The 17767-nt window shown below is 60.7% G+C and carries 11 protein-coding genes and 4 tRNA genes; 4 read left to right on the top strand and 11 right to left on the bottom strand.

The features are described from left to right. Positions 1 to 16: 16 nt before the first annotated feature. Positions 17 to 808 (bottom strand): hypothetical protein, encoded by a 792-nt coding sequence (locus tag BVH73_RS14065; protein WP_179947952.1) that lies wholly within the window; start codon positions 806 to 808, stop codon positions 17 to 19. Positions 809 to 2365: 1557 nt separating this feature from the next. Here BVH73_RS14065 and BVH73_RS14060 point away from each other — a divergent pair. Both BVH73_RS14060 and BVH73_RS14055 read left to right on the top strand, forming a co-directional pair. Then, positions 2366 to 3349 carry a hypothetical protein gene (locus tag BVH73_RS14060; protein WP_079419674.1) on the top strand — a complete coding sequence of 328 codons (984 nt, stop codon included), beginning with the start codon at positions 2366 to 2368 and terminating at the stop codon, positions 3347 to 3349. A gap of 471 nt (positions 3350 to 3820) precedes the next feature. Then, positions 3821 to 5017, top strand: coding sequence for an AAA family ATPase (locus BVH73_RS14055; RefSeq protein WP_079419672.1), 1197 nt, complete (start codon positions 3821 to 3823; stop codon positions 5015 to 5017). A 211-nt stretch (positions 5018 to 5228) separates the two neighbouring features. Here the strand turns inward: BVH73_RS14055 and BVH73_RS14050 are convergent, their stop codons facing one another. Further along, complete coding sequence (locus BVH73_RS14050) at positions 5229 to 6209, bottom strand: nuclease-related domain-containing protein (protein ID WP_079419670.1); 981 nt, start codon at positions 6207 to 6209, stop codon at positions 5229 to 5231. A gap of 387 nt (positions 6210 to 6596) precedes the next feature. Here BVH73_RS14050 and BVH73_RS14045 point away from each other — a divergent pair, with 387 nt between their 5' ends. Beyond that, positions 6597 to 8165, top strand: coding sequence for a plasmid recombination protein (locus tag BVH73_RS14045; RefSeq protein ID WP_079419668.1), 1569 nt, complete (start codon positions 6597 to 6599; stop codon positions 8163 to 8165). A 205-nt stretch (positions 8166 to 8370) separates the two neighbouring features. Here the strand turns inward: BVH73_RS14045 and BVH73_RS14040 are convergent. The 8 genes from BVH73_RS14040 to BVH73_RS14005 all read right to left on the bottom strand — a co-directional run bounded on the left by BVH73_RS14040 (position 8371) and on the right by BVH73_RS14005 (position 14773). Next, positions 8371 to 8447 (bottom strand) — tRNA-Asp (locus BVH73_RS14040). 23 nt (positions 8448 to 8470) lie between these two features. Further along, a tRNA-Glu gene (locus BVH73_RS14035) sits at positions 8471 to 8546 on the bottom strand. A 21-nt stretch (positions 8547 to 8567) separates the two neighbouring features. Further along, a tRNA-Ala gene (locus BVH73_RS14030) sits at positions 8568 to 8643 on the bottom strand. A 74-nt stretch (positions 8644 to 8717) separates the two neighbouring features. Beyond that, positions 8718 to 11138: an endopeptidase La gene (gene lon / locus BVH73_RS14025; protein WP_079419666.1), complete on the bottom strand. Its 2421-nt coding sequence runs from the start codon at positions 11136 to 11138 to the stop codon at positions 8718 to 8720. An 89-nt stretch (positions 11139 to 11227) separates the two neighbouring features. Next, positions 11228 to 12496, bottom strand: a complete 1269-nt coding sequence (gene clpX, locus BVH73_RS14020; protein WP_079419664.1) for an ATP-dependent Clp protease ATP-binding subunit ClpX — start codon at positions 12494 to 12496, stop codon at positions 11228 to 11230. Between the two features lie 24 nt (positions 12497 to 12520). After that, positions 12521 to 13129, bottom strand: a complete 609-nt coding sequence (gene clpP / locus BVH73_RS14015; RefSeq protein ID WP_079419662.1) for an ATP-dependent Clp endopeptidase proteolytic subunit ClpP — start codon at positions 13127 to 13129, stop codon at positions 12521 to 12523. A 166-nt stretch (positions 13130 to 13295) separates the two neighbouring features. Beyond that, a complete protein-coding gene (tig, locus tag BVH73_RS14010) occupies positions 13296 to 14630 on the bottom strand; it encodes a trigger factor (RefSeq protein WP_079419660.1) in 1335 nt (444 codons plus the stop codon). A 56-nt stretch (positions 14631 to 14686) separates the two neighbouring features. Then, positions 14687 to 14773, bottom strand: a tRNA-Leu gene (locus tag BVH73_RS14005). 124 nt (positions 14774 to 14897) lie between these two features. Between BVH73_RS14005 and BVH73_RS14000 the strand changes: the two genes are divergently transcribed. Further along, positions 14898 to 15743 carry a squalene/phytoene synthase family protein gene (locus tag BVH73_RS14000; protein ID WP_079419658.1) on the top strand — a complete coding sequence of 282 codons (846 nt, stop codon included), beginning with the start codon at positions 14898 to 14900 and terminating at the stop codon, positions 15741 to 15743. Between the two features lie 6 nt (positions 15744 to 15749). On the opposite strand, the gene BVH73_RS13995 is transcribed toward BVH73_RS14000, so the two are convergent. Next, positions 15750 to 17759 (bottom strand): acetoacetate--CoA ligase, encoded by a 2010-nt coding sequence (locus BVH73_RS13995; protein WP_079419656.1) that lies wholly within the window; start codon positions 17757 to 17759, stop codon positions 15750 to 15752. Between the last annotated feature and the right edge of the window lie 8 nt (positions 17760 to 17767).

Genomic DNA, 17767 nt, shown 5'->3' with positions numbered 1-17767 from the left:
GACATAACGTTGGAAATCAGCGGCCCGCTTTAGCGGATCCGCTGGATTGACTTGTTATGCCTACGATTGGCTGCAGAGTAATACTGTCGTAGATATACGAAGCGATTAATGAACCAATGACGCCTAGCAGAATGGCAAAAACGCTTGAAATCGCCAGTGCAACCAAAGGCTTGGCCTTTACGAAATCGAGCGCACGATAGTAAAGATGCTTACGAATTTTGCGTATTTCACTCTGTACAGTCTTTATCGTTTGATTTGAAACACGTTCGTTCCGGAGGCGCTCCTCGCACTCTGCGCAAACAACGGGTTTATTGCACGATTCGACTAGATCCGACTTGATGCCATTCATGTCGAACAGGCATCCGCGTGTTTCGTCGTGAGTGAAGCTTGGCGCTTCGTCGAAGCCAGGAATTTTATTTTCTGAACGTCTGTAAAGTAGGCTATACGCGTATAGAACACGAAGGATGGCGTTTTCTAATGGGATGTTCTCCCAAGCAAGGAAATCCTTGATTTGGCTAAACGTAAAAACAATCTGATTATCGCCAAGCCATCTTGAGTACCAGTTGTCTTCAATTGGAACATTGACGATTGCTATTAGAAAGTCTGCGTCAGCGTGTGCTGGAAGCTGGGCCTTCAGTAGTGCGTCGGAAAAAACCCAGCCGTCACTATCCGAATCACAGCGTAACGCGAAGTTTTCAATATCACCAGCCAACTCAAAAACCTCGGACTTCCATGCGGAAACTCGGATGAGGTCTAGGTGTAGTGGTAAATGACCGACGGTTACGAGCTTTATTTTTGCTTTGTACATGTACTCAAAGGCTCAATAGGCATAACGTAAAATTTGTATCCCGCAGATCATGCCGGGTAAGCTGGGTGGTGCGCAATATCTTTGTCACACGAATCCCCAGAAAACGTATGTGCTTGCCAGCTCGTGCCTCGCCTGCATGCAAAGATAAAAAGCCATGAAACCCGGTGCCCCATCGTGTCACGCCACAAGTCCTGGCATCGAGAGTAGGAGCGCAACCCGTACCGGCACGATAGCTTTCAGATCGAAGGCGCCGTATCGATCATTGGCTAGATTGTGAACAAGGATACCTGCGTTCGGTGTGACCGGTTCGGAGGCTGAGGCCGGAAGTCTGCACCCGGTCGAAGGAGCCGGTGCGATGGCGCTGAAAGGCGCTATCCCCGAGGCCGACGTTGCCGGTGGCTGCTGACCACACCATTGCCGTCGTCGCCACTGGCAGCGCCCAGCGTCCGGTCAGGCCGAGATCCAGCCTCTGGCCGCTGCGCCCGGAGTTCAGCGCGCTGACGAGGATGCCTCATAGGAGCTGCGCCCCCTCTTCCTGCTTCTGGGATACCCGCCCCCTCCCCGGCGGCCTATTTTTTGGTCCACTCCTTGGAAATGGACCTTTTCTTTGGTCCGTTTCCAGGAAATGGACCATTCCTTTGGGCTGTTTCCGGGAAATGGACCATTCTTTTGGTCCGTTTGAAGAAACGGACCATTTAAATGGTCCGTTCTTTCGGAAATGGACCAATGCAATGGTCCATTTCCATGGGCCGCCCTACCCATTCCCCTCCGTCTCGGCTGGCCAGTCTCACGCCCGCACGCACGATGCATCTCCGGCACCGCGGCGCTGGAAGATGCAGCGCCACCGGGCGCGCATCCTCCTGCCAGCCCTACGGCGCTTGCGCCCCTCCTCCATGCCCCCGCGCCGCCAGGCGCGGCCGCGATGCGAGGGGTGACTTGTTGAGATCGCGCACGTCGCCGCCTGTCTCGCGTCGGCTGAGTCGCTGCATCGTTCCAGCGGCCGCGGGACGCGTCTCACTGCGGCATGCGACGGTCCCGCGCGACCGATGTCCCGCAGAGCGAGCTGGCCGGGGCGTTTAACCTACTAGCACCCCCTTGCGGGGGTGCAGTAGGCGAAGGGAGGAACCTCCCTTTCGAAACCCTTCCAGTGACGTCGCCGTCGCTCGGGTCGCGCCGCGTCGACCGCCCGCGCGCCCCAGGCGGCCATCTTGTCGCAGGCCCGTCCATCCGCTGACCGACCGCTCCGCGCACCGTGAGGCCGACACCGACTGTGTCCTTCGCAAGCCAAGTGCGACTAGAGATCGACCGACATACTTCGAAGACGACCATTCGGCCTCCCGCCATCGATCGGCCTGAACGGACTCTCGCCCAATTCGGCCCGGCGGCTGGTCACGACCCAAAGCGGGCCGATACATCTGAAGATTGGTCGCCAGATACCGGACTTTCATACCGTCCAGCATGTCTGAGTAACCTTCTTCAAGGTCACGCTTGGCGGCTGAATAGTCAATTTCGGCCTTGCCCTGTAAACTATATAAAGGTACAGACAAATGGCGCCTTGTGGACTTGCTCGATAAAACCCGCAATCAACACTTCCTGCCTCAGACAGAGCAGCGGTTGAACGCCATCAATCCATTAGTGGACAGGGACAAGCAGCGAATCTACGAGTTTGAAATCCTGAGTAATACAGCGGGTGCGATGCGTTTAGGTACGGCGCACAGCCGCCCGATTTCCACCAATCTGTCGATGCTCGATCTCTTCAGCTTCGACGTGGACAGGAATCGGCCGCTGAGGCAGAACTTCGAGAGACTGTTCCACCGGTACGAAGCCGAGGTGGAGAAGAATACCGAGAGCCTACTGACCAAGCTCGCGACTGGTGACTATGGCGTCAGCGACGAAGTGGAGAACATCTACGCGGCTAAGCTCATGAACTTTGCCCGGAACCCCTATTCGGTGGTGAAAATCCTGAACACGTTCGGTGAGCTGGCTAACTACACACCGCAGGATCCTGCGGTGCGCGAGCTATTCAACAAGGTTTTAAACGGCCGGCGTAAGCACGAAAAATACCTATGCAAAGAGCTCAAGATCACGAACGCGCAGTACAGCCGCTGGCTGCGGATGCTTTTCAACATGCTCGTGGAGTTGAAGCCGGGATTCCCGTCGCTATTTGATGAAACCGTGCGAAACGTGTTCACATCAAAGCAGTTCGCGTTAGCTGTTCTCGTGTGCACCTACAGCACACCGAGGTGTCTGCTATCTGATCGTGCAATGACCACAAATACCGACAGCGAGCGAGCGAACGGTTTTGACTTCAACCTAAATTCCCGTGCGTTCATTCGGTACATCGTGATGGATCGCACTCCGCACACCATACCTGCATGGATGCCGCCAGGAGCGATCGACATGTTCATGAACTCCAATCTTCCGATCACTTTGCGTCGCGAGCACGATCACGAAGACTTGCTGCGCAGCTTCAATATGAATGTGGTCGCGCAATCGCACAGTCGCGTGTTTTGCGCGACTGACAAAGAGCTCGTGTTCTAAAAATATCGCCTCGCGCTGGAAGCCACACACTCCATGTGGTGGAGATGAGTCTCATCCTGCTGTCTTTGCCCATTCCAGTCGCTCGCGAATGGCTGTAACTGGCCGAGACCTGCGCTTGATTCGTTAGCCCCGGAAGACCGCTTGGGCCGTGTCCAGCCCACAACATCACGCGCGGCGGCACCCCCTACCCCCCATCGGCGGCGATTTACCGCATGGCCTGTTGACCCCGCCGCCGGTACTCCGCATACTTCGCCGCTCTTCCAAGTAAACACGATGACCTCCGCCTTTCGCTTCTCCGACGCTCTGAGCGCGGTCGTGCGCGTTCAGCACATAGCGCTGCGCGTCCATTTCGGGGTTGCCAGCGCATGATCTGACCTTCCAGGACGTCTCTGTCCCCTGCCTGCCAGCCCCGCTTCACGCGGGGCTTTGTTCATCGGTGCCCCGCGCTTGTCTCAGTCCTCGGGAGCCCGCATGAACACCAACAGCATCACGCCGTTTGAATTTGAAGAGCCCGGATACCGACTTTGGGGTGGCAAGGGGTATCGCCTCTTCATCCCCACGACGGTTCACGAAGAACGCCTCGCAAAGGTGGAGACGGCATCGTCGGCGAACGAAGCCGTCCCGTCTCATGCGCCCGCAACGCCGTCCAAGTCGTCTGGCGAGGAGGAACCGGATTTCTCCCACAAGTGGAGACACCAGCGGGAGGTTGGACAACAGCCTCTGTATCTCGACACCGATCTCCGGCGCACCTGGGACCGGCTCAACGGCACGTCGCCGGATCGGGAGATCGCCAAGCGGGATCGCCACCTGGTCAACACCTTGCTCCGTGTCGGTCCCTGGCGCAGTGGGTTGCTGAAGGACGATGTAGAGCGGAGCTTGGAAGACCTGACGCACGAGATGGCCCATTTCCGTGGACCCATCGAGGATCTGCGCGATGCGGCGACTCTGGCGCTGCGCAGTGGACGCCCCTTGGTTGCGCCACCTCTTCTGTTGTTGGGTCCACCCGGTATCGGCAAAACGCATTTCACGCGGATGATCGCCGAGAGCATGGGACTCCCGACCTTCCGTTTGTCGCTCGACGCGTCCAATGGACCGAGTGCGTTGTCCGGGTCGTCGCGTTACTGGAGCAATACGCGGACTGGGCTGGTCTTTCATGCGCTGGCGCAGGGCAAACACATGAGTCCGGTCATCCTGTTGGACGAACTCGACAAAGCCCCACGTGATGATCGGCTTGATCCCCTGCGTTCACTGCATGGTCTGCTCGAACCCGTGACGGCACGCACCTTTGAAGATGAATCGTTTCCCCTGCCGATTGACGCCCGGTACATCGTGTGGATTGCGACTGCGAACGATATCGACCGCGTGGAACCGAGTCTGCTGTCCCGCTTTGTGATTCACCGCATCGAGGAACCCGACCAGGATCAACGCTTTCGGACGGCACGCACGTTGTTCCAACAGCTCTTCGCGGACATGGGGCCGGCCGTCGAGTTGGACGTTGCCAAGACCGCGATCGAGAAGGTGGCGCAGGCCAATCCCCGGCAACAGCGCGTACTTGTACGGCGAGCGGTGGCGCGTGCGTTGCGCGCCCATCGGGAGTGCCTGCAGCCGGAGGATGTGCCGGAGACGGAGACAAGCGCTGCGCCGCGTCGAGTCGGCTTTCTGCGGTGAGCCATCTAGAAGCGATGCCTGCCGCCCTGATAGCGGGCATGCTACGAACACCCGCTAAAGTGCAGTGCGCGTGGGGATGCACACTCAAAGCGAGCACCAATCACACCGTCGATGCCGTCAGCAAGTTCCCGCGCTCCGGGATCGGAATTCTCCTGCACCGATTGTGCGTGGGTTTGACGGCCGCACCTGGCACGCCGACACCGACGGCCCCCTACGCCGGAAAGTCCGCCTGATGCGTCCGGCAATACTGCAAACCCCCAAAGCGTCCTGGATTGTTCCAACAAAACTTGCCTTCCGGGAAACTGAGCTTGGCTCCGCAGGTGGCGCAAATCAGGCGTTTCTTGGGCTCGGCTCCATCGCTTTGCGGGCTGTCGTCTTGCACGTGCTGATTCTTGGCGCGTGCTGGCGGCGTATTGACTATCTGCCGCTCTGTCGGGAGAAACCCGCGTGCCGCAGCCTCACGCGGCCGCATGAACTCCGGAAGATCTAGGAGGTCCCGGGGCCGGTGTTGGCGCTTGAGCATGCGCCCCCACTCCGCGATTGTTTCAAGGCTGCGGAGGTTGAGTGCCAAGGCCAGGGTTGCGCCAACGCCTAGCTTCTTTTCGACGAAAGCGTCGCGCCAACTGCCGAACTGATCGGCCTTGATGACGTCGCCGGTATCGAATGCCTTCGGGTCAGGTCGGGTGATGATGCCCTTTGGGTGGATCAGCACCGCGTGTTTGATCATCGGCTTTTCTTGCGTGCGACCGGAGATTCCGAGACGATCAAGCACCCGTAACAAGATGGCCTCGTGCCGTTTGCTCTGCTCGATGGGTGAGGGGATGCCGTAGCGTTGTCCCCTGCCATAGTCGACGGTGAACTCGCCATGGTCGTTGATCAGAATGTTGCCACGATAGTTCTTGGTTTCGAGCAAGTAGAAGATGAAGGCTCGACCAATGATGAGATGATCGATCTGCGCGACTTGCCCGTCGTCGACCAGGCGTAGGTCGTGCAGGATCACATGGTTCTGGCTATTGATGAAATTGCGGTCGATGTAATGCGCCGCGTCGTTCTCGCCGTCGATGCCGTTGCGCACGGCCCAGTATTCATCCTTGAGCCATTGTCTTTGCTTGGCGTCCAGCAGTGGCGACGCCTGGAGGTCTTCAAGGAGACGGAGACGTTTGGTCTTGTCGTCGGCTGACTTGATCAGCATGAGAAGTCTCGGGGAATGAAGGGATCGAAGAAGTCTATCTGTTGCTCTTGGCCGTCAACGCTTGCGACCTTCGCATCGGGGGTACACGGCTTCATTGCGCCGATTAACTTCGTGAACATCCATCCCCAGGCCGCTGCGCTACCGCCTATATCGCACGGTATCGGACGTCGCTGCATACCCCCTCGCGTTCGCGTCGCTTCCGCCGTGTGATCGGCTGCTAGCGGCATGGTGCCGCCGGTGTCGCCCGCACGCCACGCTCTGCCCGGCTCGCCGGACGGCAGCGGACGGCGGTGGAGACTTATCGCAAGGCCGTGCGTTGTGCGAGTTCCCGCTAGCGCGTTTGGCCTCTACACCGATCTCTTTCACCACCCCGAAGGAGATCGGACGATGAGTTCCATCGAAGCCCAAGAAGAACGCATGGCGCGCATGTCCGTGCGCCTCCAGGCCGTGCCGCAGTCCCGCCTGGCCTTTGTCGCAAAACATAATCTGCGGATTGGCCGCCCACCCCAATACGTCGATCCAGAGCGCAGCCATTTGAATCGGGTGTTGTTCGGCCCTGCCTCCGGTGATTTCAAGGCCGCCGCCCACGCTTGCGCCGAGCGGTATCGGCAGCGCGTCAGTCAGAAGTTGCAGCCCAAGCAGGCCGTTCTGGCCGAGGGGATCATCACCTTCTCGCGCGCGGCGCAACATCTGATCGCGCAGAACCTGGAGCAGGCGCACGCGTGCGCACTGCATCTGGTGCAGGCGATCGTGCGGGATCATGGGCACGGCACTGAGTTGGTCTCGGTCGTGTATCACGGCGACGAGTCGGCCCCGCATTACCACTTCACGCTGGGCGGAACGGGCGCGGATGGCCTGAGCGTGCTGCAACGCCTTCGCCGCCGCGAAGGCGTCCACATCCAGGATCTGGCGGGGCAGGCGTTCGCGTCCATGGGCATCCGCCGAGGGATTCCCGTGATCGATCGCATCCAGCGCGGTGACGATCGCAGCAAGACCGTCCACCGCAGCGTGCGGCAGTTGCATCAGGACTTGCCGCGCGAGATCGCGCGGGTCCAGCAGCAATTGGATGCGGAAACGGCACGACTTGCCGCGCTACAGGACAAGGCGCGGAAGACCCGATCCCGCCTGGAGAAGGCCAAAGCAGATCTAGACACGCTGCAGGCTCAGGCCGACGCGGATACCGCGAAGGTCGCCAAGCTGCAGGAGCGCGTCAAGGACTACAGCGCACGCTATGCGAAGCAGATGCAAGAGATCCAGGCGATCGCGCCGACGCCGGTGGACGTTCCCGTTGTCACCGGGACGGAGAAGGGACTGCTGGGAAGCCGGCCGACCGTCGCGGAACAGCGCTTCTACGCTCCAGGCGATGTTGAACGGTTCACACAGCATCTCAATCGCACCCTGCTGAGGGAGAAAGACCTGAGGCGGGAGGCGGAGCAGCAGCGCGACCTGGCCCAACACGAGGTGGAACGGCTCCGCTCAATCCTCTCACCATATCCGCAGTTGGGCTGGCGGTTGCAGTCGCGGCGGGGTGGCGTCGTGGGGGCCGAACAGGGATGCCTGATTCATCGGGATCAACACTTTGTCTATGCGGTTGAGCCGAAGACCGGGAACTTGCTCGAAGGGCCGCTGCCGCGTGGGCTGGAACTGGAACTGGAACACGGCATGGTGCTGGAATTCAGCAGAGACCGGGTGCGTCCGCCGGATCAGGCCACCATCGCGACCTGGAACTTGGAGCAGGTGATTGCAGCGATCGAGGAACGTCTGCTGGAGAAGATGCCCAGCGACCTGGATGCGCTGAAGGCACAACTGCAAAAGGAACAGGCCGAGCGCGCGAAGCACATGCCGTTGGAGGAATTCGGATCGGATCTGGATCCGACGCAAGAAGGCACGGTGCCGGCGCCGAATTCGGAACCGATCAATCCAAGACTGGACGTAGAGGGGTTCAGGCCCGCGTAACGGTTGATCGAGGCAGCGGATCATGCAGACCCGTTCGGCGGCATTCAGAACAGCATCCGGCAGCCATTGGGGAGGCGATCGACGTCCACAAGCAACCACCTCAGTCCATCGGTGTCGGCTGCATCAACGAATCAGATCCCGAGTCAGATCCAGCAAGTCATAAATGAAAAATCCCAAGTCAAATCAATGACTTGGGATTGTGTTTTGGCGGAGTGGACGGGACTCGAACCCGCGACCCCCGGCGTGACAGGCCGGTATTCTAACCAACTGAACTACCACTCCATGCAGACCCTTTGTTAGGAATCTGGCGTCCCCTACGAGATTCGAACTCGTGTTATCGCCGTGAAAGGGCGGTGTCCTAGGCCTCTAGACGAAGGGGACTAAACCTTCAATTTTGTTGCTTGGTGGAGGTAAGCGGGATCGAACCGCTGACCTCTTGCATGCCATGCAAGCGCTCTCCCAGCTGAGCTATACCCCCGAAAGCAAACCAACATTCTATACTGAAATTTTTTAGTGGCGCAAGCCTTTTTTGCGATCTTGCTGAGTCGATCTTCAGTGCCGTGCGCCCTCCGAGAGCTTCGCCTCAGGCGAGGCCACGGGCACGCCTGGCTCCTTTGAGCCGCCCTCATCTTCGAGCGCGAGGGGAACGCGCTCAAGCGCCAGATCCAGGACCTGATCGATCCATTTCACAGGGATGATGGTGAGGTTGGATTTCACGTTCTCGGGCATCTCCTGAAGGTCCTTGACGTTCTCCTCGGGTATCAGCACCGTCTTGATGCCGCCACGCAAAGCCGCAAGAAGCTTTTCCTTCAGCCCGCCGATACCAAGAACCTCACCCCGCAGCGTAATTTCGCCCGTCATGGCGACCTCCGCCTTGACGGGAATCCCCGTCATCGCGGAGACGATCGCGGTCGTCATGGCAATGCCCGCACTCGGACCATCCTTGGGCGTCGCACCTTCGGGGACGTGAATGTGAAGGTCACGCTTCTCGAACAGTTCGTCCTTGATGCCCAACCGACGGGCGCGAACGCGCACTACGGTGCGTGCCGCCTCGACCGACTCCTTCATCACATCGCCCAGGGATCCAGTACGCAGGATGGCGCCTTTGCCAGGCATGGCGGTCGCTTCGATGGTCAGCAAGTCGCCGCCCACCTCGGTCCAGGCCAGGCCAACGACCTGCCCGACCTGGCTTTGCTTTTCGGCAATGCCAAAGTTGAAGCGCCTCACCCCAAGGAAGTCATGAAGATTGTCTTCGGTGACCACAACTTGATCGGCGTAGGTCTTCAATAGACGCCCCTTGACGGCCTTGCGGCAAATGCGCGAGATCTCACGCTCCAGCGAACGCACCCCGGCCTCTCGCGTGTAATAGCGAATGAGGCCTCGGATGGCGCTTTCGGTGACGTCGAGTTCGTCGGCCTTCACCCCGTTGTTCTTCATCTGCTTGGGCAACAGATAACGCTGGGCGATGCTGACTTTTTCGTCCTCGGTGTAACCCGCCAGCCGGATCACTTCCATGCGATCGAGCAGGGCCGGGGGAATGTTGAGCGAATTCGAGGTCGCGACAAACATCACGTCGGACAGGTCGAAATCGACCTCGACGTAGTGATCGCTGAACGTGTGATTCTGTTCGGGATCGAGCACCTCGAGCAAGGCCGACGAAGGATCACCCCGGAAATCCATGCCGAGCTTGTCCACCTCATCAAGGAGGAACAAAGGGTTGCGCACCGCCACCTTGTTCAGACTCTGGAGAATCTTGCCGGGCATCGCGCCAATATAGGTGCGACGATGGCCCCGAATCTCGGCCTCGTCCCGCACCCCGCCCAAGGCCATGCGCACAAACTTGCGCCCCGTGGCGCGGGCGATGGATTGACCGAGCGAAGTCTTGCCGACCCCCGGGGGGCCGACTAGGCAGAGGATAGGCGCCTTGACCTTGTCCACGCGTTGCTGAACCGCGAGGTACTCAAGGATGCGCTCCTTGACCTTGTCAAGCCCGTAGTGATCTTCTTCGAGCACTTCTTCGGCAAAGGCGAGATCGTGGCGCACCTTGCTTTTCTTGGCCCAGGGCAAGCTGACCAGAACGTCGAGATAGTTGCGCACCACGGTCGCCTCGGCCGACATCGGAGACATCAGCTTGAGTTTCTTGAGCTCGCCTTCGGCCTTCTTCTTGGCGTCCTTGGGCATGCGTGCAGCCTTGATCTTCTTCTCGATCTCTTCGATGTCGGCGCCATCCTCGCCCTCGCCCAGTTCTTTCTGGATGGCTTTGACCTGCTCGTTCAGGTAGTACTCGCGCTGGCTCTTCTCCATCTGCCGCCGCACGCGGCCGCGGATGCGCTTCTCGACCTGCAGAATGCCCACCTCACGCTCGAGCTGCTCGAGCAGATTCTCCAGACGGGCATGCACATCGTGCAGATCCAGAACCGATTGCTTCTGCTCGAGCTTGAGCGGAAGATGAGCGGCAATCGTGTCGGCCAGGCGGCCTGGATCATCGATGCCGGAAATCGACGTGAGAATCTCCGGCGGAATTTTCTTGTTCAGTTTGACGTACTGATCGAACTGCGCCACGACCGCGCGCCGCATGGCCTCGGATTCCGCACTCGACTCCGAACTGGAGGCGATAGGAACCGCCTCACAGGCGAAGAACTCGCCGTTGTCTCGGATATTCAGCGCATTGGCCCGCTGCGCGCCTTCGACCAACACCTTGACGGTGCCGTCCGGCAGTTTGAGCATTTGCAGAATGCTCGACAGGCAACCCACCTCGAAGAGATCATCAGGCTTGGGCTCGTCCTTGGCCGCCGCTTTCTGAGCGACCAGCATGATCTGCTTCCCGCTTTCCATGGCGGATTCCAGCGCCTTGATCGACTTGGGCCGCCCCACAAACAAGGGAATCACCATGTGGGGGAAAACGACCACATCGCGCAAAGGCAGCAAAGGCAGCGCGGTCAGGTCGGTGTTTTGCTCAGGGGTATCGGACATGTAGGTCACCCGAAAAGAAGTTGGTGGGCAGATGGGGACGCGGGCCGGATTTGCAAGCGGGCGTCAGGGCGACATCCCGCTTGCCGTCCTCAAGTTCCCGACGCCTTGGCGGCGTCTTCGTAGATGAGCAGCGGCTTGGCGCCTGCCGAAATCACGTTCTCGTCCACGACGACACTCGCCACGCCTTTGGCATTGGGCAGATCGAACATCAGATCGAGCAGAGCCTGCTCGACAATCGATCGCAGGCCGCGTGCGCCGGTCTTGCGTTCAAGCGCCCTGCGCGCAATCGCGTCGAGGGCTGCCGGGCGAAATTCCAGCTTGATCCCGTCCATCTCGAACAGCTTCTGGTATTGCTTGACCAGCGAATTCTTCGGCGCGGTGAGAATCTCGATCAACGCAGCCTCATCAAGCTCTTCCAGCGCAGCCACAACGGGTAGGCGCCCTACCAATTCGGGAATCAGACCGAACTTGACGAGATCTTCCGGCTGGGCCTGAAGGAAGGTTTCGGACACGCTGCGTTCGGACTGGGTTTTGACCGTGGCCGAGAAACCGATACCCGACTTCTCGGACCGGTTGCGAATCACCTTCTCCAGGCCGTCGAAAGCACCCCCACAGATGAACAGGATATTGGTCGTGTCGACCTGAATGAAATCCTGATTCGGGTGCTTGCGCCCCCCTTGCGGCGGCACCGAGGCCATCGTGCCCTCAATCAGCTTGAGCAAAGCCTGCTGCACGCCTTCGCCCGAGACGTCGCGGGTGATGCTGGGGTTGTCCGACTTTCGGGAGATCTTGTCGATCTCGTCGATGTAGACGATCCCGCGCTGCGCGCGCTCGATCTCGTAGTTGCAGTTCTGCAGCAGCTTCTGAATGATGTTCTCGACGTCCTCGCCCACATAGCCAGCTTCGGTCAGCGTCGTGGCATCGGCAATGACGAAGGGCACGTTGAGCAGGCGCGCCAGCGTCTGCGCCAGCAAGGTCTTGCCCGAGCCCGTGGGGCCGACCAGCAGGATGTTGCTCTTGGCCAGCTCGACGTCGCTGGTCTGCCCGACATGCTTGAGTCGCTTGTAATGGTTGTACACCGCGACGGCCAGAATGCGCTTGGCCGCCTCCTGACCGATCACATACTGGTCCAGGATGGTCTTGATCTCCGACGGCGTGGGCAGATCGGCGTTGGCCACCTTGCCGTGGGAATCTGCCGCGGTGACTTCATCGCGGATGATTTCATTGCACAGATCGATGCACTCGTCGCAGATGAACACCGACGGACCCGCGATGAGCTTCTTGACCTCGTGCTGGCTCTTTCCGCAGAACGAGCAGTACAGGGTTTTTTCACCCGAAGACGATTTTTTCTCAGCCATGAGCGTGTGGATTCACTATCGGGGTCAGGAGCGTTTGGCAATCACTTCGTCGATCAGCCCATAGTCCTTGGCCTGGTCTGCGGACATGAAAAAGTCGCGATCCGTATCGGTCGCAATTTTTTCGAGAGCTTGCCCGGTTCGCTCGGCCAGAATGCCATTGAGCCGTTCGCGCAAATACAGAATCTCCCGGGCCTGGATCTCGATGTCAGAGGCTTGCCCCTGCGCGCCACCCAGCGGCTGGTGAATCATGATGCGCGAATTCGGCAGCGAGTAGCGCTTGCCCTTCGCCCCCGCCGCCATCAGGAACGCGCCCATGCTTGCTGCAATGCCGGTACACAGCGTCGAGACATCGGGCTTGATGAACTGCATGGTGTCGAAGATCGCCATGCCCGCGGACACCGAGCCGCCGGGGGAGTTGATGTAGAGCGAAATGTCTTTGTCGGGGTTTTCCGACTCGAGAAACAGCAGTTGGGCCACGACCAGATTGGCCATCTGATCGTTGATCGGGCCCACCAGAAAAATCACCCGCTCGCGCAGCAGGCGTGAATAAATATCGTAGGCGCGCTCACCGCGGCCGCTTTGCTCGATGACCATGGGCACCAGGCCCAGGTTTTGAATGTCAGTAGCGCTCATGGAAGGGAGAAACGTGAAGGTGGAGACAGAGTAGCACGCACTTTGGCCAGCGGAGGCAAGCCCACCGGATTTCCGCACCGGGATTGCGGTGGACACAACAGACCGTCCAAAACAAAAGCCGCTGTGCGACCCGGCGCACAGCGGCTTTCTGTTTGCGGGGGGACGATCAGTTCCGGCCCATCAGCTCATCGAAACCGAGCGCCTTGTCGGTGGTCTGAGCCTGCGCAAAGACGAAGTCCGTCACGTTGTTTTCCATGACGATGGCCTCGGCTTGCGCCATGCGTTCCTGATCGGCGTAGTACCAGCGCACCAGATCCTGCGGCTGCTCGTAGCTGGCGGCAAGCTCCTCCACGTAGGTGCGAACCTGCTCCGGCTTGGCCTGCAGATCGTGTTGCTTGACCAGTTCCGAGACGATCAGGCCCAGGCGGACACGGCGCTCCGCCTGCTCCTTGAACAGCTCGGGCGGCAGCGGGGCCTTGTCGGCGTCCTTCATGCCGCGCTCGGCCAGGTCCTGGCGGGCGCTGGCCATCAGCTCGCCCATCTCGTTTTCCACCAGCGCGCTGGGCAGTTCGACCGCCACGGCCTTTTGCAGCAGATCCATCACCGCAAGCTTGTTGCGCTGAGTCAGACGCGATTTGACTTCGCGACCGAGGTTATTGCGGATGTCGTCTCGCAGACGCTGCACTTCGCCGTCCGCCACGCCCAGCGCCTTCGCAAAGTCTGCATCGACTTGCGGCAGCAGCGGCCACTCGACCTGGGTGACCTTGAGCGTGAACTGGGCGGTCTTCCCTGCGACCGCGCGCCCCTGGTAATCCTCAGGAAAGTGCAACTCGAAAATCTTGCTCTGCCCGGCTTGCAGCCCCTTGGTGGCGGCCTCGAACTCGGGCAGCATGCGGCCTTCGCCTTGAACGAAGGTGAATCCTTCGGCCTTGCCGCCTTCGAAGGCGGTGCCGTCGATGCGGCCTTCGAAATCGACCGTGACACGGTCACCCTCCTGGACTTCCAGCCCTTCGGAGGTCTGTCCATCCGCAGCGGCCTGACCGCGCACGACGAATTCGGTGCGCTGTTTGCGCAGCACGTCGAGCGTCTTGTCGATGGCGGCCTCGTCCACCGAAGCCGTCACGCGCTCGATGGCCTGGGACGAAAGATCGGGAATCTGCACGTCGGGATAGACCTCGAACACGGCATCAAACGCCATCACATCCGCCTCGACGCCTTCGGTCTTGGGCGTGAATTGGGGCGAACCGGCCACGCGCAGGCGCGCCGTGGTGGCGACGTCGTAGAAGGCATTGCCGATCTTGTCCTGCAGAACCTCCATCTCCACCGACGGCGCATAACGCTGCGTCACCATGGCCATGGGGACCTTGCCCGGACGGAAGCCCGGCAGACGCAAGGTCCGGCTCAGGCTCTTCAGGCGGGAGTTGATTTCGTTCTGCACGGCGGCCTTGGGAACGGTCACGGTCACACGGCGCTGCAGTTTGTCCAGGGTTTCGACAGTCATGGGAAAGTCCAGTATTCAAAAAGGGATCAATTGCCGCCAAGCCTGAGCTTGCCGGTTGGTGCGAGGGGGGGGACTCGAACCCCCACGCCCGTGAAGGCGTCAGGACCTAAACCTGGTGCGTCTACCAATTTCGCCACCCTCGCCAGGTGATCTGATGCCCAAAACCGCTGGTCACGCACGGCGACGACGGTTGTCGCGGCCACAGCGTTTTTTGGGCAATCGGCTATTCTAGCCGCCCGGCCTCGCCCCCTCGATGCCGCGACGCACATGCCCCTGTCCCGCCCCTCCGAATCCATCATCGGGCCGCCTCCCGGCTCATCGGCGTATTACTCCCTGCAGCGCTGCCCTGCCGAATCGCGCGAAGGGCTCAAACATCTCCTGGACGTGCATGTGCAGGTGCGCAGCATCGTGACTACGGTCAGCGATGCCGCAGTCGCCCAGGCCAAGCTGGCCTGGTGGCGCAGCCAGATCGAGGCCCTCGAACAGGGTCGTCAGGCCGATCATCCGAGCCTGCGCGCTCTTGCCCCCCATCTGCGTACACGAGGCCTGCAGCCCAGCGCGTTGTTGGGTGTGATCGAAAGCGTGGCCATCGATCTGCGGCAAAACCGCTGGATGGACCGCGCCGCCCTCCTGCACTACTGCCGCGCGGGCAGCGGGCAAACCTTGCGCTGCGCCGCAGGCTTGCTGGACCTGACTTCCCCTGCGGCGATGGACGCCGCCGAGGAACTGGGCTGTGGGCTGCGTCTGGCCAGCGCCATTCGGCACATCGGACGCGATGTCGCGCTAGGCCGTGTGTATCTGCCACTCGATGCGCTGCAACAGCATGGCGTCACGACAGCGCAATTGCAGCAGCGCGCCATCACCCCGCCCATCCGTGCACTGCTGCAAAGCGAGGCCAGCCTCGCCCAGACGACCTTGAAGGCGGCCCGGGAAGGGCTGGCGCCCTTCCCCATCACCCAGGCCGCTCCCCTGATCGCACTGGCTGCGCTCTACGCGGCGCTGCTGCGCGAAATCGAACGGGCCGACTATGCGGTGCTGCATCAGCGCATCAGTCTGACGCCTCTGCGCAAGCTCTGGATCAGCCGAAGCTGCACCTGGCGCCGCGGCGCCTGAGGTCTTTCAGGCCCGCTCCAGTTCGGCGCGAAGGGCGCGGTATTCGTCCAGGGCCTCCGGATTGGCCAGCGCGGAGACGTTCTTCACCGGGTCGCCATGGATCAGATTGCGCACCGCGATTTCCACGATCTTGTTGCTCTTGGTCCGCGGAATGTCGTGCACCTGCACGATCCGGGTGGGAACGTGGCGCGGTGTGGTGTTGTTGCGGATCTGCCGCTTGATCGCGTCGATCAGTGCGTCGTCGAGCATCACCCCGTCGCGCAGACGCACGAAGAGCACGACTCGCACATCGCCGTAAGTCCCGGGCGGCCAGTTCTGCCCGATGACGATGGACTCCAGCACCGCTTCGATCCGCTCGACCTGACGGTAGATCTCCGCCGTGCCGATGCGCACGCCGCCCGGATTCAGCGTGGCATCCGAACGGCCAAAAATGATGTAGCCGCCGTGCGCCGTGCGCTCGATGTAGTCGCCGTGCCACCACACGTTCGGAAACTGCGCGAAGTAGGCGTCGTGATACTTCTGCGCGCCCAGTTCCAGGCTGCCGTCCACCAGAAAGCCCAGGGGCATGGAGGGGAAGGGCTTGACACAGACCAGCTCGCCCTTTTGCCCATCGGGCAAGGGTTTGCCATCGTCGTCCGCCACGATCACGGCCATGCCCAGGGCGCAGGCCTGGATCTCGCCGCGCCAGACCGGGTTCATGGGGGAACCGGCGATGAAGCAGGCCACCAGATCGGTTCCGCCTGAAAGCGAGCTGAGGCAGAGGTCGGATTTCACTTTGCCGTAGACGTAGTCGAAACCTTCGGGTGCCAGCGGCGAGCCGGTCGACATCAGCGTGCGCAGGGCGCTGAGCCAATGAGTCTGCATCGGCGCGATACCGGACTTGCCCAGCGCCTCGATGAATTTGGCCGACGTGCCCAGATGCGTGAAATCGACCGCATCGGCATAGTCGAACAGAATGGCGTTGTCGCGCAGACCGGGTGAGCCGTCATAAAGACAGACCGTGGCCCCCTGGCTGAGGGCCGACATCAGCCAGTTCCACATCATCCAGCCGCAGGTGGTGAAGAAAAACACGCGGTCTTCGGGGTGGATATCAACCTGAAGACGCAGTTCAGCCAGGTGCTTGAGCAGCACTCCGCCCGCGCGGTGCACGATGCATTTCGGCGCGCCCGTGGTGCCGCTGGAATACAGGATGTAGACGGGATGATCGAAGGGCTGCGGGGCGAACTGCACGGCCCGGGGCTGAAAGGCCTCGAGGGCCGATTCCCAGACCTGCGCGCCGACTATGCCCACGTCCAGTTGCTGTCCCTTCGCCTGAGCCACATAGGGCACGACGACGGTTGTCACCACGGAGGGCAGTTGCGGCACCAGCTCGGCCAGCTTGCCGAGGTTGGAAAACGTCTTGCCGTTGTAGAAGTACCCATCGCACGCAATGAGCACCTTGGGCTGGGTCTGGCCGAAGCGGTCGAGTACGCCCTGCACGCCGAAGTCGGGCGAAGCCGAGGTGAATGTCGCGCCGAGACTGGTGGCCGCCAGCATGGCGATCACGGTTTCGGGCATATTGGGCATATAGGCCGCGACCCGGTCGCCAGCCTGGACGCCCCAATGCGCCAGGGCTTGCTGCAGACGGGAGACTTCGGTGTGCAGCTCGCGCCAGCTCAGGCTGCGCTGCACCTGATCCTCACCCCAGAAATGCAGCGCCACGGCGTCGTCGTTTCGGCGCAGAAGATTCTGGGCAAAGTTGAGGCGGGCGTCGGGAAAGAACCGTGCACCGGGCATGCGCCCGGCATCGATGAGCACCCGCTCACCCTTGTGCTCGGCGATCACGCCCGAGGTCTCCCACACCGCGTCCCAGAACTGGGCCTGCTCCGCAACCGACCAATCGAGCATGTCCTGGTAGGTTTGCAATTGCAGACCATGGCGGTCATTCACCCAGTGACGGAAGGCCTCGACGTGGGAGGCCGCGATACGCTGAGGCGGCGGCGACCACAGCGGCTGATGTTGTTCAGTATCTGGCATGACGCAAT

The sequence above is a fragment of the Thiomonas intermedia genome (assembly GCF_002028405.1).
Classification (GTDB): Bacteria; Pseudomonadota; Gammaproteobacteria; order Burkholderiales; family Burkholderiaceae_C; genus Thiomonas; species Thiomonas intermedia.
Note: the sequence above shows the minus strand (reverse complement) of the source record. Positions and strands in the feature narration are given on the sequence as shown.